This window comes from Brevundimonas sp., assembly GCF_965227765.1.
Classification (GTDB): Bacteria; Pseudomonadota; Alphaproteobacteria; order Caulobacterales; family Caulobacteraceae; genus Brevundimonas.
Map to the genome: position 1 here is coordinate 2,742,564 of NZ_OZ245778.1, position 18,682 is coordinate 2,761,245.

Sequence of the window (18,682 nt, forward strand, 5' to 3'; positions counted from 1 at the left end):
AGCCGGCGGATGTATCGAAGACAATGAGGTCAGGCGGCGAGCGGCGCGGAGGCGCTCAGGGTCAGGACTTCGGCGATGTTCAGGACCAGCAGCAGCTCACCCTCCAGCCGGTAGAGTCCGGTGCAGACGGCCCGCCACTCGGGCGACAGGGTCACGGGGCTGGGCTCGTGCTCGGCGGGTTCCAGCCACAGCACGTCGCCGACATCATCAACGACCAGGGCATAGAGTTCGCCGCCGTGCTCGACGATGACGTTCATGGCGCGGTCGCTTGGCGCTCTCGGCGGCATTCCCAGACGGCGGCGCATATCCACTGCGGTGACGATGCGACCGCGCAGGTTCAGAGATCCGGCGACCTCGAGCGGAGCCAGGGGCACGCGGTTGATCGGGGTCTCGGAGATGACATCCTGGACGGACAGGACAGGCACGCCGAAAGTCTGTCCCCCGACCCGGATCGACACCAGGCCGTCCGATGAGTCGGTCGCCACCAGGGCGTTCTCGACGCGGATGGTCATGCTGCGCCCCTCAGTTCGCCCATAGCGGTGGACACCGCGTCCAGCAGGGTCGAGTGGGCCATGCCGCCGGTCGGCTCGGCGGTCAGGGTATTGTGGACCGCCAGACTGAGCAGGGGCGTGCGGTGCCACCCCTCCGCCCGGTGCAGGGTCGCCGCCAGTTGTCGGGCGCATTCGGGGCTGGAGGTGTCGGCCATGATGAGCTGAAACTGCTCGCCCGCCTCATAGAGACTGAGGGCCGCGACCGGATCCTCGGCGACAATCACCTCATAGCCGGCCTGGGCCAGGAGAGGCCGAAGCAGAAGCTGCGAGAACGGGCTCTGGTCGACCAGCAGCAGGCGACGGCCCTGGGTCGGGACTGCAGTTGGCGTGGCTTCGACAGGCCCAACCCTTGTCGTGGGCCTTGGCGTTGGCTCGCTCGCAGCCGCGATCTCAGCGTCTTCGGGAAAGGCCTTGTTCCAGTAGTAGGCGACGTCAATCAGCTCGGTGGCCGTGCCCCCGATGATCAGTCCGCCCTGGGCGCCGGGCCCGGCGGGCGCCATGTCCGTCTCGACCACGCATTCGACGATGTCGACGATCTCGTTGACCAGCAGGCCAACGGAGCGGTCGTCACGGGTGAAGACCAGCAGCGGTCGCTGTTCCGGCCCCTCCCAGGCGTTCGCCGCTGCCGCGTCGGGACCGATGATCGGCATCAGCCGTCCGCGATACTGGATCACGCTGCGGCCATCGATCCATTCGATCTGGGCGGCGGCCACCTCTTCGATGCGCGACACATTGGCCAGGGGGGCGGCCTTCAGGGTGTCGTTGGCGGCGCGGAAGACCAGCAGGGCCGACACGGCCTGCTGCTTGCTCATGGCCTCGGGGTCTTCTCCGTCCAGCAGCCCCTGACCCGCGGCCCCCTGCCCTGCGCCCGTCTCGACGGAAATCCCCTTCAGGTCGAGGATCAGGATGACCGATCCATCGCCCAGGATGGTCGCGCCCGAATACAGCTTCAGATGCCGCAGCACGCTGGCGACCGGCTTGACCACGATCTCCTCGGTGTCGAACACCCGGTCCACGATGACGCCGAAGGTGAAGGAGCCGACGCGCGCCACGATGATGCAGGTCTCGGCCGAGGGCTCGCCCGTCGGCTCCAGCGCCAGCAGGGCCTGGAGGGACACCAGGGGCAACAGTCGATCGCGCAGGCGCAGCACCGCCACCCCGTCGATATACTCGATGGTCCGGCCAGAGCCGTCGCTGGCGCTGACCAGTTCGACCAGGCTGGACTGGGGCATAGCGAACCGCTCGCCGCAGCATTCCACGATCAGGGCGGAGACGATGGTCAGGGTCAGGGGAATGCGGATGGTGAAACAGGCGCCGCGTCCCTCGACGGACGCCAGTTCGATGACCCCGCCGATCTTCTCGATATTGGTGCGGACGACGTCCATCCCAACGCCGCGCCCCGAGACCGAGGTGACCTCGGCCGCCGTCGACAGGCCGGGCAGGAAGATCAGCTGGCGCGCCTCGACATCCGACATATGCTCGGCCTGAAGCGCGGTGATGACCCCGGCCGACACCGCCTTCGCGCGCAGTTTCTCGGCAGGCAGACCGCGCCCGTCGTCGGAAATCTCGATGACGATGGCGCCGCCTTCGTGACGCGCCTGAAGCGTGATCCGCCCCATCTCCGGCTTGCCCGCCGCAATGCGCTGGGCCGGCGTTTCCAGCCCGTGGTCCGCCGCATTGCGGACCATGTGGGTCAGGGGGTCCTTGATCAGTTCCAGAACCTGACGATCCAGTTCGGTGTCCTGGCCCACCATGACCAGGTCGATGGTCTTGCCCAGGTCCTGGGCCAGGTCGCGAACCAGTCGAGGCAGCTTGGCCCAGGCCCCGCTGATCGGCTGCATCCGCGTGGTCATCACGCCTTCCTGCAGTTCGCTGGTGACCTGGTTCAGCCGGTTGAGCGGCGCAGCGAACGGGCTTTCAGGCTCCAGGCGCAGGGTCTGGATCAGCTGATTGCGGATCAGCACCAGCTCGCTGACCACGGTCATCAGATGCTCCAACGCATCGACGCTGACACGGATGGTCTGGGCCGGGCTCGAGGCCTCGACCTCGCCCTTCATCGCCGGAGCCTCGATGGGTACACGAACGGCGATGTCAGGGTCGGCCGCGGCGATCGAAGCGGTCGGCAGGCTGACGACAGCTTCGGCCGGCTCGCAATCGACCAGCATCGCCAGATCGTCGACAGCGGCGTCGGAGATGTCCAGCGCGCCCAAGGCCTCGCCCATCAGGACGAAGACCCTGAGGATTTCCCCGGCCGTCAGTCTGGTCTCGGCGAAGGGGGCCAGTGCGGTGACAAGCGCCCGCCCCCGCTCCATCTTGCGCGCCAGCAAGCCCAGGCTGTCGCGGATCGCGGCCTGAAGCCGGTCCGGGTCCGCGTCCCGGAACTGGGCGCCGACGACGCCATCCAAGGCCAACCGCTCGACCGTCGCTTCAGCCGCCGCATCCAGGGTGGCGTCCCCGCCCAGCCGATCGATCAGGCGCCGCGTATCGCCATCCGATTGCGTTGCAGCGACCATGGCGGGCGCCAAGCCGGTCGTCACATCTGCGGCAGGCTCGCCTTCCTCCAGCAGAGCCTCCAGCCGAGCGATCAGAGCCGAGTCGTCGCCTTCCGGTTCGGACGCCGTGGCGCCCAGTGCGTCGGTCAGGGCGCGGATCAGGTCGACGGTTTCCAGCACAGCCGAAACCGCAACTGGCGTCACCGGCAACACACCGTCGCGGAACGCGCCGAGCACGTTCTCTGCCGCGTGCGCTACCGTCTGCAACCGCACCAGACCCAGAAAACCGCAGGTGCCCTTGATGGTGTGGATGAGCCGAAAGATCCCGCTCAGCGTGGCGGGGTCATCCGGCTGCTGTTCGAAGCGCACGAGTTCGCTGTCGAGCGCCTCGAGGCCCTCGCGGGTCTCGGCGATGAAGTCTGCAACCAGGTCGTCCAATCGCCCAATCCCCGTGAACCTTAGGGCGAGAGCAACGGCTTTTCTGGTTAACAACAGTTAAATACGGAACGCCGATTAATGAATAATGATAGTTTAGTTTGATCTAGATCAATTGCAGGTCATGTATTCATGGACCTTTGACCGTTATGTTTTTGACCAATCATATCATGTTTCTACACCTCAGGTGTATTCGACGATTTTTGTTACCCATGTCCATTATATTTTGACGCCGATCTTCGGTCACAATTTGTTATCCACTTCACGAACAACCTTGGGTGCTGATGCATTCAATCAGTCACTCAACGAGAATGCTCTTATGGCAGTCGATAAATCTATGAGCGTTCTCGTCGTGGACGATTACAAGACCATGATCCGCATCGTCCGGGGTCTGCTGGAGCAGCTGGGCTTCCGCAACATCGACGACGCCACCGACGGCGTCACCGCCCTGGAGAAGATCCAACAGAACAACTACGGCCTGATCCTGTCGGACTGGAACATGGCCCCCATGACGGGCTTCGACCTGCTGAAGGCGGTGCGAGCCGATCCGCGGACCCGCAACACTCCCTTCGTCATGGTCACGGCCGAGGCCAAGACCGAAAACGTCGTCGCCGCCCGTCAGGCCGGGGTGAACAACTACATCATCAAGCCCTTCACCCTGGCGGTGCTGAAACAGAAGCTCACCACCGTTCTGGGCGAGGTCTGACATGGGCGGCCCCTTGGAGATCATCGCCGCCATCCGCCAGGAGATGGAGGCCGCCGTGGACATCATCCTGACCGCCGCGACCGACGGCCTGGGCGCCGTCTCCGCCATGCGCGATGTCGATGCCGGCGCGGCGCATCGGCTGGAAACCGGCCTGCTGCAAATCCTCGAAGCCTGCGCTTTCCAGGATCTGACGGGTCAGCGCCTGACCTCTCTGGCGGACACCCTAAAGGGCGCGGCGGCTGCACCCCCGACCCCGACCCCCGCTCCTACGCTGGCAGCAGCCTCCCTGCTGAATGGTCCCGCCCTGAGCGGACAGGGTCTGGATCAGGCCGCCGCCGACCGGATCCTGTCGGGGTTCTGAACCTTCGCCCGCCGCAGAGAGAGGATTCAAATATGCCGCCCCCTGCGACGCGCCTCAATCTGGGCAAGTCCCGCGCTCTGCTGGTGGACGACAATCAGGCGTCGCTGGACCTGCTGTCCCAAGTGCTGGCCGGGTTTCATCTGCAGCGGCTCAGAACCTGTCTGTCCGCCGCCGAGGCGCGCGGCCTGGTCTCCGCCGAAAAGTTCGACCTCATCTTCATCGACTACGCCATGCCTGGCGAGGACGGGCTGCATCTGGCGCGGCACATCCGCTCAGATCCCATGTCCCCCAATCAGACCGCGCCGATCGTCATCCTTCACGGCTTCACGCCAGAGGACATGGTCATGAATGCGCGCGATGCGGGCGCCAACATGATCATCCGCAAGCCCGTCGTACCCGCTATCCTGCTCAGCCGCCTCGAATGGATCGCCCGCGACACGCGTGAGTTCGTCGATTCCGCTCGGTATCGCGGACCGGACCGCCGCATCCGCAGCGCCCCCCTGTCGCCCGATGTGCCCGAGCGCCGCGCCGACGCCCTGGCCCTGATCGGGGACCTCAACCGCGCCATGTCCCAGGACGATGTCACCGCCCTGTTCGGCTAGGAAATCTCCATGCAGCCTGTCCGCATCTTCACGCCAGAGAACCGCCTAGCCCGCGCCCTGCGCTCCGACGGCCCATCACATGAAAGCCTGATCGCAGACGCAGATCGGCGCGTTCTGGCGCTAGCCGATAAGATCCGCGCCTTCGTGGGCGAACGGATCGCTCAGATCACCCCCTATGCCGACCGATCCGAGGATGATCTGTTCGCGGGGTGCCGCGACATCAGCGGGCCAGCACTGGACATCGCCGAGGTCGCCGCCGCAGCCGGGCTACACGCCGTGGCGGCCATCGCGCGGGGTGTCTGCGTCATGCTGGACGGCCTGGTCACACTGGGGGTCTGGCATACAGAGGCGATGTGCATCCACCTGCGCGCCCTGCGGCTGGTCGGCGACTGGACCAGTTCGTCGGGTGACGATGATCACAGGATCGTGGCCGACCTTTTGGATCTGAGGCGGTCGATCGGCCTGGCGGAATGACGCCACAGCCCACACAGACCTGACGTCGGCGGCCCAGGAATCGGCGGCCCGGCCTTCGGCCTCACGCGGTGAGGCCTCGAGCTATCCCCGCACGGCTTCCGCCTCGGCGTCGCGCATGGCGAACTTCTGGATCTTGCCGGTGACGGTCATGGGGAACTCAGTGACGATCCTCAGGGCCGAGGGTATCTTGTGGTGGGTGATCTTGCCCCGGCACCAGTCGAGGATGGCCTCAGGCGCTGTGTCGTCGCGCAGACGAACCCAGGCGCAGACCCGTTCGCCGTATTTCTCGTCGGGCACGCCGAATACGGCGGCGTCGGCGACGGCCGGATGGGTGACCAGGAAGGCCTCGACTTCGGCCGGATAGATGTTCTCTCCGCCCCGGATAATCATGTCCTTGATCCGCCCGACGATGCGGACGCGGCCGTCCTCGTCCATGGTCGCCAGATCCCCGGAGTGCATCCAGCCGTCGCGGATCGAGGCCTTGGTCGCTTCCGGCTGGTTCCAGTAGCCCAGCATGACGCCGGGGCCGCGGGCGCAGTATTCGCCGGGCGTGCCGACGGGCACGACATGGCCGTCCTCGTCGACGATCCGGGCCTCGACCTGAGGAAGGGCGTGACCGACCGTTTCCGTGCGCGTCTCCAGATCGGCGCCGGGGCGGGTCTGGGTGCTCAGCGGACTGGTCTCGGTCATGCCGTACCCGATGGTCACCTCGGTCATGTGCATGGCCTCCATGACGCGGCGCATCACGGGCGGAGGGCAAGGCGCGCCGGCCATGACGCCGGTTCTCAGGCTGGACAGGTCATAGGTTTCAAAATCGGGATGCTCGAGCACGCCGATAAACATGGTCGGCACGCCGTGCAGGGCGGTGCAGCGCTCATCTCTGACAGTCTTCAACACCGTGCCGGCGTCGAAGGCCTGGCCCGGAAACACCATGGCGGCGCCCGATACCAGACAGACCAGAACGCCCAGCACCATGCCGAAACAGTGATAGAGGGGCACCGGGATGCACAGCCGGTCGGCAGCGGTGAGGCTCATGCCCGCCGCTGTCGTCTGGGCGTTGTGCAGCAAATTTGCATGGCTCAGGGTCGCGCCCTTGGGTGAGCCCGTCGTGCCGCTGGTGAACTGGATGTTGATCGCATCGGCGGGCTTGAGCGCGATGCGAGCGGTCGCCGGCTGCGATGCGGCCAGATCGGCAAAGCTGAGGCGCGAAGCGCGGTTCGGCGCGTCTATCTGAATCACGTAACGCAGGTCCGGCAGACCTGGATCGAAGATCGGTCCGGCGTCATGCCCGGCCGTGGCGGGCGCCAGCTCGGCCAGCATCCCCAGGTATTCCGAGGTGCGGAAGCGGTCCGCTGTGACGAGGGCGCGCACACCCGACAGCCTCAAGGCATGGCCCAGCTCATAGGTCCGGTAAGCCGGATTGATCGCCACCAGGATCAGGCCCAGTCGCGCAGTCGCCAGCTGGGTCAGCACCCATTCGACGCAGTTGGGCGACAGGATGCCGACCCGGTCGCCCGGCGCCAGCCCCAGGGCGTCGAGCCCCCCGGCCAGAGCATCGACACGCCTGGCCAGTTCACGCCAGGTCCAGCGAACGTCCTGCCACGGCGCGACGACGGCCTCCTGATCGCCAAAGCGGGCGACCGTGTCGTCCAGAGCCTGACCGATCGTGCGGGGCGTGAACGCCGGCAGATCCGCGCCGAATGAATGGGACAATTTCGTCATGTTCGCCGCTCGAAGAAGTCGTGACGGAAGCCTATCGGCCGGGACACAGTCATGTCCCGGCCGACCTGGTCTCTAGAAGTTCGTGCGAACCGAGACACCCACCCAGCGAGGCAGGGCATAGGTGCGATACGAACCTCCCAACGGCGGTCCGGACACGTCGAAGGCGAAGGTCTCGCGCGCTTCGTCGAACAGGTTGTTGACGAACACCGCCACCTCGTAGCGACCATCCACGCTGGTCAGGCTGACGCGAGCATTGGCCAGCCAGTCGCCGGGGATCAGCGTCGCCGGGGCGTTGCTGAGTTGGGCGTAGGAATCGTCGGTGTAGTTGGCGTTGATCGACATATCCAGGTCGCCAAACTCGAAGGCGAAGTTCTTCGAGACGGACAGGTCCAGAGTATAGTCAGGCGACTGCGGCGCGATGCGATCAACCAGGCTGCCGCCGATCGGCACATTGCTGACATTGGTGTCCAGCAGCGCCAGGCCGGCTTTGAGCTGGAAACCGGCGCCGGGCCGCACCGTCAGCTCCATATCGGCGCCGTAGATTTCGGCGTCGGTATTGAACAGGGTGAAGTTGAAGCCGCGCTGGTCGAATGCCTGATAGTCGGCGTAGTCGTAATAGAAGGCGGCGGCGTTGAAGCGCACGCGACCGTCCAGCAGGTCGAACTTGCCGCCCACTTCATAGGCCATCAGGTTTTCACCGTCGAAGCGGAAGCCCGACAGGGGCGCCTGGCCGACGAAGCCGGCGTTATAGTTGAACGCCTTGTAGCCCCGGTTGATGCTGGCATAGAGCAGGGTGTCGTCGTTGGGCCGCCAGTCGAGCGCGAGCCGTCCCGACACGCCGGTCTCGTCGTGGTTGTCGGTGGTCAGACCGTTGGCCGCCAGCGAACCCGGCGCGATGAACGAGGCGCACAGCGGGCCGTCGCAGGTCTCCAGATAGGAATAGTCCTTCTCGTCGCGCGTGATGCGCAGACCGCCGGTGAACTTGAGCGTGTCGGAGATGTCGTATTCGACCTGGCCGAAGGCCGAGTAGGATTCGGTGTCCACGCTGTAATCGGCGCGCGGATAGCTGGCGAAGCCTGTCAGGTCGAAGCCCTGGAAATAGTCGCCTTCGATCTTCAGATAATAGACGCCGGCGGTCCAGCGGAACGCACCGTCTTCTTCCGTCAGGCGGAGTTCCTGCGTGATGTGACGGCTCTCGCCGTTCTGCATGAAGACGCCGATCTCGACGGGGGAATAATCGTTGTCGGCGGCGTATTCGCCTTCGACTTCCTGCACGCTGGTGATCGAGGACAGCGTCAGGCCAGCGATGTCATAGCTGATCTTGGCGCCGTAAGACTTGGCCTCACGCTGCAGACGACCAGGGCTGTCGAAGGCGCCCGTGTAGGGATTGCCGTCGGCGTCTGCATAACCGAAGCCTGTCGGCGAACCGGGCGGCAGAAGCACGCCCAGACCGTCCGGACCCGGCGCCGCGCCGACGATCATGGCGCCCCCGGCGGTGACCGGCCGGATTTTGTAGATGTCGGCGAAGAGGTTGATCGTCAGGGCGTCGCTCGGCGTGATCTTGACCTGCAGACGGCCGGCGATGGTGTCGTCGTTGTTGATGTCAGGGCCGATCGAGTTGCGGATATAGCCGTCATGCTCGTCCTTCAGCACCGCAAGGCGCGCCGAGACCGTGTCCGACAACGGGCCGCCGACTGCCGCTTCGACGCGGCGCTGGTCGAAGCTGCCGGCCGTCAGATCGACAAAGCCGCCGAACTCCTGGCTTGGCTGGTTGGTCAGGACGTGGATCAGGCCGCCCGTGGCGTTGCGACCGAACAGGGTGCCCTGAGGCCCCTTCAGGACCTCTACGCGGCTGAGGTCATAGAGTTGCTGAACGCTAGATGCGCTGGACGGCTGATAGACTTCGTCGACGTAGAAGGCGTTGGCTGGCTCGATATGGCCTGCGAAATCGTTCTGGGACACGCCGCGGATCGAGATCAGGCCAGCCACGGGCGAGCCACCGGGCGCCGTAAACTGAAGGCCGGGAGTGACGGCGGCCAAATCCGTGGAATCGCGCACGCCCATCTGGGTCAGTTGTTCGCCGCTGATGGCGGTCACGGCGATGCCGATGTCCTGCACATTGGCTTCACGACGCGTCGCCGTGACGACGATATCCTCGATGGTGTCGGTGGCGCGCTCGGAGGCGGCGGCGTCCTGGGCCATGGCGGGGGCCGCGAATGCGAGCGTCGCGGCGGCGAGCGCAGCCACTGCACAGCCGTACTTGAGAGTTTTTCTTGCGTCTATTGTCATCGATCACTCATCCCATGATTTCGCACAAGCATTTGCGAGATCGCTCGTGCCGTTATTTTTATCGAAGCGGATGATGATCGGGGCGATGCGGTATTCATATAACGGGAACCACTCACCCTCTGCGTAGCCCTTGATGGCGGGCAGCCGAGATCAGCCGGCCGAGCGCTTCCGCCGGACGGTGTTTCAGAGTTGGATTAAAAGAGAGCGCTAGAGTGACAGCAGGCGCGAGACCAGCTGGGTGCGGCTGCCGACGGAAGACTTACGATAGATCGACCGCAGATGGTTCTCCACCGTGCGGAACGAGATGCCCAGTTCACGCGCCAGGGCGGCGTTCTGGTTGCCCGCAGCGATGAGACGCGCGATCTCAGTCTCGCGTGAAGTAAAGCCGAAGCCGTGACAGGCGCTGTCCAGCGAATGGCGGAGATCCGAGCGTTTGGTGGTGACGAGGTAATAGGTCTTGGACCCGCCCGCCTGCAGCCCGCGCAGTTCGATCTCCATAGCGGCGCCGGTGCGGTCGCTGATCGTGATGGTCCGGCGGCTGCCTACGCTGGGCGGGTCGACCAGCAGCTTCTGCTTTACGTCGCCCAGCACCGCGGGATCAAGCAACCCCGACCGTTGCTCGCTGACGCGGCCCGGCAGGCCGGCATCCGCTTTTCGGACAGCCAGATCCTCATCGAGGATCAGGAAGCTGAAATCCTTGCCATGCCACTCGGCCGTCTCGACGATGGCGCGCGACATATCCAGGGCCTCGCGGCAGGCGAGCGACTGGAACACCGACTGGAGCGCCGGTCGGAGCTGCTGAAAATAGGCCTGATGTTCCGGGCCGAACGGGTCCTCGCCATAGCGACGGTGGAACCCCAGGCAGACCAATTGTGTCTCGAAGCCCAGCACCACCGGCACGGCGATCGCCAGCACATGGCCAATGTCGTAGCGCTTGAGAAAGGTCTCGGTATAGGGATCCCCGTCCGCGCCATAGGTCTCGAACGACGTGATCGTCGCAACCCCGGCCTTGGACAAGGCGTCATCGGGGCTGCGTATGGCGGGCCCGACAATCGGATCCAGCTCGTACAAACCATTCATGTAGGCGTCGAGCGCCTGGGGTTTGGAGCCCACATAGCGTGCCCCTCCCACATGATAGGGATCGCACGGCGTCGACACGAACTGGAGATAGACGCCGCTCCTGGCCGAAAGACTTTCCGCCAAGGGCTCGAGGATGCTGGACGAGATTGAAGACGGACTGAGACAGGTCAGCACCTTGCCGAACATCTCCGCCGATGGCGCTGACGCGAAACTGGCTGCCGCCATGTCGATTTCCCCCTCCGAGGCCCTTCCCTGTCTGCGCAGAGAATTGGCCGTCCGACCGTTCGATTTATTTATAACGGGTCTTGAGTCGTTATTCAATCGGATCGGTGAGGGTGTGACTAGCCTAGGGTGCGGATGGGGTCCGAGCCGTCCCAGTTCAGCGATGCCGCATGAATGCCGCCGAACAGCTCTTCAACACCGGAGGTCATCTCGATCACCTCGATCATGCCGTGCAGTTCGGCCCGCGTATCGACATAGGCGGCGCGGGCGCCGACACCGACCTGGGCGTCCAGCACGATCTCGGCGCCCCGCGCGACATGATCCTTCAGCAGGGCGTCATAGCCCGAAGGCTCCACCCCCACGGCATAGTGATGAAAGCCCCAACCGCGCGCGTCGCGGACTTCCTGATAGACGCTGGGGTTGTCATCATTCTGCTGGATCAGCTCGTACATCATGCCGCCCGACGCCCCCAGGCACAGGGTAATGTCGATGTTCGAAGGCGCACCCCGATAGCTGAGCCGGTCGAAGGGGAAATGCTCGATCACAAACCAGGGGCCGACGCCGAGGTCGCGCGTGAACGCCGGCATGGCGGTGCGGATGTCCTCGACGATATAGGCCATCTGGATGATGCCGCTACGGCTCTGACCCCAGCTCCAGTTCTTCATCTGCTTGTCCTTATAGAGAGGCGGGTTTGTCAGTGCGCGAGGGTGAAGCCGCCGTCGCAGGCGATGGCCTGGCCGGTCACGTAGCGAGCCTCGTCGGAGACAAGGAACAGAACCAGATTGGCGATATCGACCGGGTCCTGGAATGAGGCCATGGGGATGCTCTTCAGGAACTCGGCGGCGAAGGCCTCGGCGCTCATGCCGTGCTGCTCGCCCATACGGGCGAACAGTTCGTCCAGCATCGGCGTCTTGACCTGGCCCGGATGGACCGAGTTGCAGCGAATGTTCGTGCCGGTCTGGGCGCAATGAAGCGCGACCGAGCGGGTCAGATGCTCGACCGAGGCCTTGGCCGCACCATAGGCAGTCAGGAAGGGCGTGGGGACCAGCGACGCCACCGACGACATATTGACCACCGACCCGCCGCCGGATGTCTTCATCAGGGCGATGCCGTGTTTGCAGGCCAGAAAGACGCCGGCGCTGTTGACGGCGAAGATGCGGTTCCAGTCGGCCAGCGGTCCCTGTTCCGGGTCCTTGGGTACGGTGATGTCACCCTCAATCCCGGCGTTGTTCACCAGGATATGCAGTCCGCCGTATCGGGTCTGAACCTCGGCGACGGTGCTCAGCCAGCTGGCTTCGGAAGCGACGTCCTGAACGATGGCGTGTGCGCCCAGACCCTTGGCCGCCGCCTTCACGGCCGCCTCGCTGATATCGGTCATGACGACCTGAGCGCCTTCCTCCACCAGCCGTTTGGCGATGGCGAAGCCCAGGCCCTGCGCCGCACCCGTCACCAGGGCGATCCTGCCCTCAACCCGTCCCGTCATGACTTATTCCTCGTTCAGTTGAAGTGGGCCGAAGGCGGCCCGGCAAGTTGAGCCCCGTCGATGATCAGGGGCGATCCGCTGATCATCGCCGCCTCGTCGGAGGCGGCGAAGACGATGGCGCTGGCGACATCCTGCGGTCGCGCAACCCGGCCCATGGGGACCAGGCGCGCCATACCGTCTAGCAGAGCCGCGCGGTCTCCGCCCGCCGCCGCGACGACCGGATCCAGCATCTCGGTGTCGACATAGGTCGGATGGATCGACAGGCAGCGGATCGGGTAGTTCTTCTGAGCGCAATGCAACGCTACGGCCTTGGTCAGTACGGTGACGCCGCCCTTGCTGGCGCAATAGCCCGCAACATCTGCGATTCCCACCAGCCCGCCCAGCGACGAGACGTTGATGATCGCCCCGACTCCGCCCGAGCGCGAGATGGCGCGAACGCCATGCTTGCAGCCCAGCATGGTGCCAGTCAGGTTGACGTCGATCATCAGCTGCCATTCGTCCAGTTCGAGATCCTCGATGGTCCCGCCCCGGCCGACCCCGGCGATGTTGCAGACGATGTCGATCTTGCCGAAGCGTTCGATGGTGAAAGCCATGCCCGCCTCCCAGTCGGGCTCGCGCGAGACATCCATGCGGAACGGCGACGCGGCCGATCCCAGCGCATTGGCGGCGGCGGCGGCGCGCGCCTCGTCCAGATCGGCGATCACGACGCGGGCGCCGGCGTCCACGAATGACCGCGCCGTGGCGTATCCAATGCCTGACGCTGCGCCGGTGATGAAGGCGACCTTGGAGTCCAGACGACCCGTCACGATGTTCTCCTTGCCCAACCTGATGCGCGGCCATTCGGCCTGATGCGTCCAGAGACATCGGCGCGGGCGTTCTCGACAATGACGTGTTCCACGCACCCGCTGCCGGGGGGCTCTCGCTCGCGGATTGCGCCCACCCCCGCCGGTCAAGCCGGGCATGAGTAGTACGCGTCATTGTGACCCCCTGGCCCCGCCCATAGCGTCTGTCGCCATCGTCCCTGAGTTCATTGTGGAGAAGCAGATGTCGACCTCATCGCCCGTGATCGGCCCGAATACGAATTCCGCCATCGGCATCACCGCCACCCATCGGCCCGCCTTCTTCAACCCCTCGAACCTGCCTTGGACCGACTGGGTGATGGAGGGGACCTGGTTCAAGCTGCTGAACGTCAATCCGATGACTGGCGGCTTCACCCTGTTGCTGAAGGTGTCGGCGTCGAACACCGCCCCCATCCACGGCCATTTCGGCGCGGTCGAGGCCTATATCGTCGAGGGCGGCTTCAGCTACGACGACGATCACGGCTATGTCGGCGACTACGTCTTTGAAGGCGCAGGCATCCGCCACATCCCCAACACCCACGACGACGGCGTCATCATGTTCGCCGTGGTGCATGGCCCGCTGGGCGGCTTCCACGAGGACGGCTCCATCGCCGCCGTCGTCGATGCGCGCCTGATGTACGACATGGCCGTCGCCAACGACGCCGCCGCACATATCGAGAAACCCAGCCACTGGTGAGATCAGGCGGCGGACGCACAGCCGTCCGCCGCACCCCATCCGTGACGGCGCGCTGACGCCGAAGCCAGGCGTTCGCACCCTCGCGCGCGCCGACAGGAGACGACCGTGGCGAAGACCTGGGATCCGATCGAGACTGCATCGCGCGACGCCTTGCAGGCTCTGCAACTCGAGCGGCTCAAGGCATCGCTGCGGCTCGCCTATGAGGGCAATCCCCACTACCGCGCCAAGTTCGACGCGGCCGGGGTGCATCCCGACGATGTGAAATCTCTGGCGGACCTGTCGCGCTTTCCCTTCACGACCAAGGCCGACCTGCGCGACAACTATCCGTTCGGGATGCTGGCCGTGCCCGAAGACCAGCTGGCGCGCATTCACGCCTCGTCCGGCACCACGGGTAAGCCGACCGTCGTCGCCTATACCCGCAAGGACATCGAGACCTGGTCCAGCGTGGTCGCCCGTTCGATCCATGCGGCCGGCGGGCGACCCGGGATGAAGGTCCATGTCGCCTATGGCTATGGCCTGTTCACCGGCGGGCTTGGCGCCCACTACGGCGCGGAGGCCCTCGGCTGTGCGGTGATCCCCATGTCGGGTGGCCAGACCGAGAAACAGGTCCAGATGATCTGCGACTTCAAGCCGGACATCATCATGGTGACCCCCAGCTACATGCTGTCGATCCTCGACGAGTTCCGCCGCCAGGGCATCGACCCCCGCGCCTCGTCACTGAAGGTCGGCATCTTTGGCGCCGAGCCGTGGACCAACGCCATGCGAGCCGAGATCGAACAGGCCTTCGCCATCGACGCCGTCGACATCTATGGCCTGTCCGAAGTGATGGGGCCGGGCGTCGCCTCCGAATGCGTCGAGGCCAAGGACGGACCGACCATCTGGGAGGATCACTTCTATCCCGAGATCATCGACCCTGTGACGGGTGACGTCCTGCCAGACGGCAGCGAGGGCGAGCTTGTCTTCACCTCCCTGACCAAGGAGGCGATGCCGATCATCCGCTATCGCACACGCGACCTGACGCGGCTGCTTCCGGGCACGACCCGGACCATGCGCCGGATGGACCGGATCACGGGGCGTTCGGACGACATGATGATCGTGCGCGGCGTCAACGTCTTCCCCGGCCAGATCGAGGAACAAATTCTGGGGTGCGCCGCGCTGACGCCCCACTATCAGATCGAGTTGACCCGCCCCAACCGCATGGATCAGGTGCGCGTCCTGGTCGAGCCCCGGAGCGATGCGGGCGCCGACGAACAGGCCCAGGATGCAAAGAAACTGGCCGCCAGGATCAAGACCCTGATCGGCATCAGCGTCACCGTGGACGTGCGCCCAGAGGGCTCCCTGCCCCGCTCGCAGGGCAAGGCCGCGCGGGTTCTGGATCACCGCATTCCGGCGTAACGGACGGGTCTAGCGACCCGTCCACAGCGGCGGCCGCTTCTCCAGAAAGGCCGCAACGCCCTCGGCCTTGTCAGCGGTCGAGAACAGCAGGGAGAAGGCCTGGCGCTCTGCGGCCAGGTGGGCGGTGTGGGGCAGGTCGAAGGTCGCGTTGACCATGGACTTGGCCTGGCGCATCGCCACCGGGGCGCGGTCAGCAATCCGACCGGCCATCTCCAGCGCGACCGTGTTCGCCTCGCCGTTGGCGACGACATGGGAAACGAGGCCGAGCGTCAGAGCTTCGGCGGCGTCGATCGGCTCGCCCAGAAGGACCATCTTCATCGCGGCCGCACGGCCGACAAGACGCGGCAGAGTGGCGGTCCCGCCCGCCCCCGGGATGATGCCCAGATTGGTCTCAGGCTGTCCAAAGTGCGCGCCCTCGCCCGCCACGGCCAGATCGCAGCACATCAAAAGCTCGTTGCCGGCGCCCAGGCACCAGCCCTCGACGGCGGCGATCAGAGGCTTTGGAAAGGCGCGCAGCCGGGCCCACTGACCGGGCCGCACATCGCCAAGTGCGCCGACGCCGTCGCGGTCGGCCATCTCGCCGATGTCGGCGCCGGCGGCGAAGATGCGGTCACCGCCGCTGACGATGACACATCTCACTCCGGCATCGACAGCCGCGGCATCCAGCGCCTCGGCCAGGCAGACCAGCAGGGGCGTCGCAATGGCGTTGCGCCGGGAGGGGCGGTTGAGGGTCAGAAGACGGACGCCCGGTCGGGGGTCAGAGACCAGCAGAATGTCGGCGTCTTCGCTCACCCCGCTCTCCTGAAATATTCGCTCGGCCGGTACAGGGCCTCGCCCGTTTCCGTGGCGATATTGTCCAGAGTACGGATCAGCGCCGCTCGACCGTATCGGTCCGCCCAGGCCAGAGGTCCAAACGGATAGTTGGCGCCGGCCTTCATCGCGCGGTCGATTCCGCTGGCCTCAGCGACCCGATCGCGCACGGCGTCTCCTGCGGCGTTGGCGAGCTGGGCCAGCACCCTGAGCACCAGCAGACCGGGGCGATCCGCCAACTCGTAGCCTGTCCATCCGGCAGCGCTGACCAAGGCCTGCGCGGCCGAGCGCGCCCGGTCGCCACACACCGAGAACCCGACCGTCTCCATGCCCGGCTCCATCCAGTCGAGCACGACGAAGGGCTTGCCGCACTCGGCCGAACGGGACGAGGCCATTCGGCCATCGCTGCGCGCCACCAGGACGCCGTCCACGTCGATACAGCCTGCGGGCGCATCGCTGAAGACTGCGCCCGCCGTGGCCAACCGGTCCGCCAGAGCCAGCTCCACGCCGGGACCGATGGCGATGCGACGAGGGATTTTGCGCGAGGGCGCGGGACCCGCGCTCGGGACGGCGGCGGCATAGTCGAACACGCCGCGCCCGGACTTCCTGCCCAACCGCCCGGCATCAACCAGTTGGCCCTGCGCCAGTTGCGGTGTGAACCGTGTCTGGCCGAAATAGGCGTCATGGATCGAGCGGGCGACCGCATAGTTGACGTCGTGGCCGATCATGTCGGCCAGTTCCAATGGCCCCATGCGGAAGCCGGCCGCGGCCTTCAACAGGGCGTCGATCACTTCCGGCGCAGCGACCTGCTCGGCCCAGGCGCGGAAGCCCTCGGCGTAGTAGGGACGCGCCACCCGGTTGACGATGAAGCCCGGCACGTCGCGCACGCGCACCGGCGTCTTGCCCCAGGCGATCATCAATGCCTGGGCCTGTTCGACCAGCGCAGCCTCGGCCTCGGGCCCGGGCACGACCTCGACCAGTTTCATCACGGCGGCGGGATTGAAGAAATGGAGGCCAAGGAACCGCGACGGCCTGAGCAGACCCGTGCCCAGCCGGGTGACGGACAGGGATGAGGTGTTGGTCGCCAACACCGTCTGCGGGCCGGTCACCGCCTCGATGCGGGCGAACAGATCGGCCTTGATCGCTTCATTCTCGACAATCGCCTCGATCACCAGACCGGCGCCCGCCAGCGCCTCGACGGCGGTCGACCAGGACACGCGCGCCATCATGGCGGCGACCTGGGTTTCCTCCAGCCGCCCGCGCTTGACCAGACCGGCCAGCGACCGGGCCAAGGCCGCCTCGCCTGCGCCCAAGGCTGCTTCGTTGGTGTCCAGCACGACGACCGCATGGCCCGCCTGAAGCGCGACCTGCGCGATACCGACCCCCATGGCGCCCGCGCCGCAGACCCCGACGACCGCCTGCATCAGGTCGCTCATGCGTCGTAGCTCAGCACAACCCCGTCACCGACGGGAGCGGACTGGCAGGTCAGAACATAGCCCTGGGCCACTTCCTCGGACGTCAGGCCATAGTTGACCCGCATCTCGACCTCGCCCTCGATGACCTTGGCGCGACAGGTGGCGCAGACGCCCCCCTTGCAGGCATAGGGCGCCGCAGCGCCCGTGGCGCGAACGCTATCGAGGATGTTGCCTGCCTGGGCATCGAAAGCGACCGTCATGCGCCGACCGTCGAGCACGACCTTCATCGACCGACCGGCGGCCGCGGCGACCCGGACCTGGGCGGCATCGTCGAGGAGCGGGCCTGCGCCGGAGCTGGCGAACCGCTCCAGCAGAATCCGGGACGGCGCGACGCCCTTGGCCAACAGCGCCTGTTCCGCCGCCTCCATCATCCCCTCGGGACCACAGATGAAGGCCATGTCGATGGCGGCCGGGTCGATCAGAGTGGACAGCACGGCGTCACATTTGGCCCGATCCAGCCGACCGTTGAACAGGTCGATATCCTCGTCTTCCAGGGTCAGGAAATGGTACACGGCCAGCCGTCCCATGAACTGGTTCTTCAGCGCGGCCAGCTCTTCCTGGAACAGGATATTGCCGCTGGTCCGGTTGCCGTAGAACAGGGTGAAGACGCTGTGCGGCTCCTGGCGCAGGGCCGTGCGGATCAGGGACAGGATCGGCGTGATGCCCGCCCCGGCGGCGAAGGCGGCATAGTTGCGGGCCTCGCCTGCCTCGAACGCAGCCGTAAAATGCCCGGCGGCGGGAAGGACGTCCAGCAGGTCGCCCGCCTTCAACTCGTGATTGGCGAAGGTCGAGAACCGACCGCCGCCGACCTGTTTCACCGCCACCCGCAACTCGCCGTCCAGAGGCGAAACGCAGACCGAATAGTTGCGCCGAACATCTTCGCCCGCGATCTGGCGACGCAGCGTCAGATACTGGCCGGGCGCATAGGCCAGCAGCGGCGATGTCGGGTCGGGGACGTCGAACAGGATGGATACCGCGTCCGGCGTCTCGCGCCGGACCTCGCTGACGCGCAGGGTGTGAAAATCGGTCTTAGCGTTCATGACGGACGG

General features: G+C 65.7%; 17 protein-coding genes. 6 read left to right on the plus strand and 11 right to left on the minus strand.

What is annotated here, in order from left to right:
- Positions 1-29 precede the first annotated feature (29 nt).
- Positions 30-512 (minus strand): chemotaxis protein CheW, encoded by a 483-nt coding sequence (locus tag ACO05L_RS13070; protein ID WP_421729600.1) that lies wholly within the window; start codon positions 510-512, stop codon positions 30-32.
- Positions 509-3,481, minus strand: coding sequence for a chemotaxis protein CheW (locus ACO05L_RS13075; protein WP_421729601.1), 2,973 nt, complete (start codon positions 3,479-3,481; stop codon positions 509-511). The genes ACO05L_RS13070 and ACO05L_RS13075 overlap by 4 nt, the downstream gene beginning before the upstream one ends.
- Before the next feature lie 316 nt (positions 3,482-3,797).
- On the opposite strand from ACO05L_RS13075, the gene ACO05L_RS13080 reads away from it, so the two are divergent.
- From ACO05L_RS13080 to ACO05L_RS13095, 4 genes are read left to right on the plus strand one after another with little or no spacing between them, the layout of a single operon-like run.
- Positions 3,798-4,184, plus strand: a complete 387-nt coding sequence (locus ACO05L_RS13080) for a response regulator (RefSeq protein WP_421729602.1) — start codon at positions 3,798-3,800, stop codon at positions 4,182-4,184.
- A 1-nt stretch (position 4,185) separates the two neighbouring features.
- On the plus strand, positions 4,186-4,545 hold the full coding sequence (locus ACO05L_RS13085) for a hypothetical protein (protein ID WP_421729603.1): 360 nt from the start codon (positions 4,186-4,188) through the stop codon (positions 4,543-4,545).
- A 32-nt stretch (positions 4,546-4,577) separates the two neighbouring features.
- Positions 4,578-5,147, plus strand: coding sequence for a response regulator (locus ACO05L_RS13090; RefSeq protein ID WP_421729604.1), 570 nt, complete (start codon positions 4,578-4,580; stop codon positions 5,145-5,147).
- Between the two features lie 9 nt (positions 5,148-5,156).
- Positions 5,157-5,621, plus strand: coding sequence for a hypothetical protein (locus ACO05L_RS13095; protein WP_421729605.1), 465 nt, complete (start codon positions 5,157-5,159; stop codon positions 5,619-5,621).
- Between the two features lie 81 nt (positions 5,622-5,702).
- Here the strand turns inward: ACO05L_RS13095 and ACO05L_RS13100 are convergent, their stop codons facing one another.
- The 6 genes from ACO05L_RS13100 to ACO05L_RS13125 all read right to left on the minus strand — a co-directional run bounded on the left by ACO05L_RS13100 (position 5,703) and on the right by ACO05L_RS13125 (position 13,223).
- Positions 5,703-7,343: an AMP-binding protein gene (locus tag ACO05L_RS13100; protein WP_421729606.1), complete on the minus strand. Its 1,641-nt coding sequence runs from the start codon at positions 7,341-7,343 to the stop codon at positions 5,703-5,705.
- A 72-nt stretch (positions 7,344-7,415) separates the two neighbouring features.
- Positions 7,416-9,632 carry a TonB-dependent receptor gene (locus ACO05L_RS13105; protein ID WP_421729607.1) on the minus strand — a complete coding sequence of 739 codons (2,217 nt, stop codon included), beginning with the start codon at positions 9,630-9,632 and terminating at the stop codon, positions 7,416-7,418.
- A gap of 207 nt (positions 9,633-9,839) precedes the next feature.
- A complete protein-coding gene (locus tag ACO05L_RS13110) occupies positions 9,840-10,937 on the minus strand; it encodes a helix-turn-helix domain-containing protein (RefSeq protein ID WP_421729608.1) in 1,098 nt (365 codons plus the stop codon).
- A gap of 116 nt (positions 10,938-11,053) precedes the next feature.
- Positions 11,054-11,599 (minus strand): VOC family protein, encoded by a 546-nt coding sequence (locus ACO05L_RS13115; RefSeq protein ID WP_421729609.1) that lies wholly within the window; start codon positions 11,597-11,599, stop codon positions 11,054-11,056.
- A 29-nt stretch (positions 11,600-11,628) separates the two neighbouring features.
- Complete coding sequence (locus ACO05L_RS13120; protein WP_421729610.1) at positions 11,629-12,417, minus strand: glucose 1-dehydrogenase; 789 nt, start codon at positions 12,415-12,417, stop codon at positions 11,629-11,631.
- A gap of 14 nt (positions 12,418-12,431) precedes the next feature.
- On the minus strand, positions 12,432-13,223 hold the full coding sequence (locus tag ACO05L_RS13125; protein WP_421729611.1) for an SDR family oxidoreductase: 792 nt from the start codon (positions 13,221-13,223) through the stop codon (positions 12,432-12,434).
- A gap of 238 nt (positions 13,224-13,461) precedes the next feature.
- Between ACO05L_RS13125 and ACO05L_RS13130 the strand changes: the two genes are divergently transcribed.
- Both ACO05L_RS13130 and paaK read left to right on the plus strand, forming a co-directional pair.
- On the plus strand, positions 13,462-13,953 hold the full coding sequence (locus ACO05L_RS13130; protein WP_421729612.1) for a 2,4'-dihydroxyacetophenone dioxygenase family protein: 492 nt from the start codon (positions 13,462-13,464) through the stop codon (positions 13,951-13,953).
- A 105-nt stretch (positions 13,954-14,058) separates the two neighbouring features.
- On the plus strand, positions 14,059-15,348 hold the full coding sequence (paaK, locus tag ACO05L_RS13135) for a phenylacetate--CoA ligase PaaK (protein ID WP_421729613.1): 1,290 nt from the start codon (positions 14,059-14,061) through the stop codon (positions 15,346-15,348).
- A 9-nt stretch (positions 15,349-15,357) separates the two neighbouring features.
- On the opposite strand, the gene ACO05L_RS13140 is transcribed toward paaK, so the two are convergent.
- From ACO05L_RS13140 to ACO05L_RS13150, 3 genes are read right to left on the minus strand one after another with little or no spacing between them, the layout of a single operon-like run.
- Positions 15,358-16,140 carry an enoyl-CoA hydratase-related protein gene (locus ACO05L_RS13140; protein WP_421729614.1) on the minus strand — a complete coding sequence of 261 codons (783 nt, stop codon included), beginning with the start codon at positions 16,138-16,140 and terminating at the stop codon, positions 15,358-15,360.
- Positions 16,137-17,594 (minus strand): 3-hydroxyacyl-CoA dehydrogenase NAD-binding domain-containing protein, encoded by a 1,458-nt coding sequence (locus ACO05L_RS13145; protein ID WP_421729615.1) that lies wholly within the window; start codon positions 17,592-17,594, stop codon positions 16,137-16,139. The genes ACO05L_RS13140 and ACO05L_RS13145 overlap by 4 nt, the downstream gene beginning before the upstream one ends.
- Complete coding sequence (locus ACO05L_RS13150; protein ID WP_421729616.1) at positions 17,591-18,673, minus strand: 2Fe-2S iron-sulfur cluster-binding protein; 1,083 nt, start codon at positions 18,671-18,673, stop codon at positions 17,591-17,593. The genes ACO05L_RS13145 and ACO05L_RS13150 overlap by 4 nt, the downstream gene beginning before the upstream one ends.
- Positions 18,674-18,682 lie beyond the last annotated feature (9 nt).

Excerpts from the sequence above, each read along its gene's own strand:
- ACO05L_RS13070 (WP_421729600.1), bottom strand. The coding sequence starts at position 512 with ATGACCATCCGCGTCGAGAACGCCCTGGTGGCGACCGACTCATCGGAC.
- ACO05L_RS13080 (WP_421729602.1), top strand. The coding sequence starts at position 3,798 with ATGGCAGTCGATAAATCTATGAGCGTTCTCGTCGTGGACGATTACAAG.
- ACO05L_RS13085 (WP_421729603.1), top strand. The coding sequence starts at position 4,186 with ATGGGCGGCCCCTTGGAGATCATCGCCGCCATCCGCCAGGAGATGGAG.
- ACO05L_RS13090 (WP_421729604.1), top strand. The coding sequence starts at position 4,578 with ATGCCGCCCCCTGCGACGCGCCTCAATCTGGGCAAGTCCCGCGCTCTG.
- ACO05L_RS13095 (WP_421729605.1), top strand. The coding sequence starts at position 5,157 with ATGCAGCCTGTCCGCATCTTCACGCCAGAGAACCGCCTAGCCCGCGCC.
- ACO05L_RS13100 (WP_421729606.1), bottom strand. The coding sequence starts at position 7,343 with ATGACGAAATTGTCCCATTCATTCGGCGCGGATCTGCCGGCGTTCACG.
- ACO05L_RS13105 (WP_421729607.1), bottom strand. The coding sequence starts at position 9,632 with ATGACAATAGACGCAAGAAAAACTCTCAAGTACGGCTGTGCAGTGGCT.
- ACO05L_RS13110 (WP_421729608.1), bottom strand. The coding sequence starts at position 10,937 with ATGGCGGCAGCCAGTTTCGCGTCAGCGCCATCGGCGGAGATGTTCGGC.
- ACO05L_RS13115 (WP_421729609.1), bottom strand. The coding sequence starts at position 11,599 with ATGAAGAACTGGAGCTGGGGTCAGAGCCGTAGCGGCATCATCCAGATG.
- ACO05L_RS13120 (WP_421729610.1), bottom strand. The coding sequence starts at position 12,417 with ATGACGGGACGGGTTGAGGGCAGGATCGCCCTGGTGACGGGTGCGGCG.
- ACO05L_RS13130 (WP_421729612.1), top strand. The coding sequence starts at position 13,462 with ATGTCGACCTCATCGCCCGTGATCGGCCCGAATACGAATTCCGCCATC.
- ACO05L_RS13145 (WP_421729615.1), bottom strand. The coding sequence starts at position 17,594 with ATGAGCGACCTGATGCAGGCGGTCGTCGGGGTCTGCGGCGCGGGCGCC.
- ACO05L_RS13150 (WP_421729616.1), bottom strand. The coding sequence starts at position 18,673 with ATGAACGCTAAGACCGATTTTCACACCCTGCGCGTCAGCGAGGTCCGG.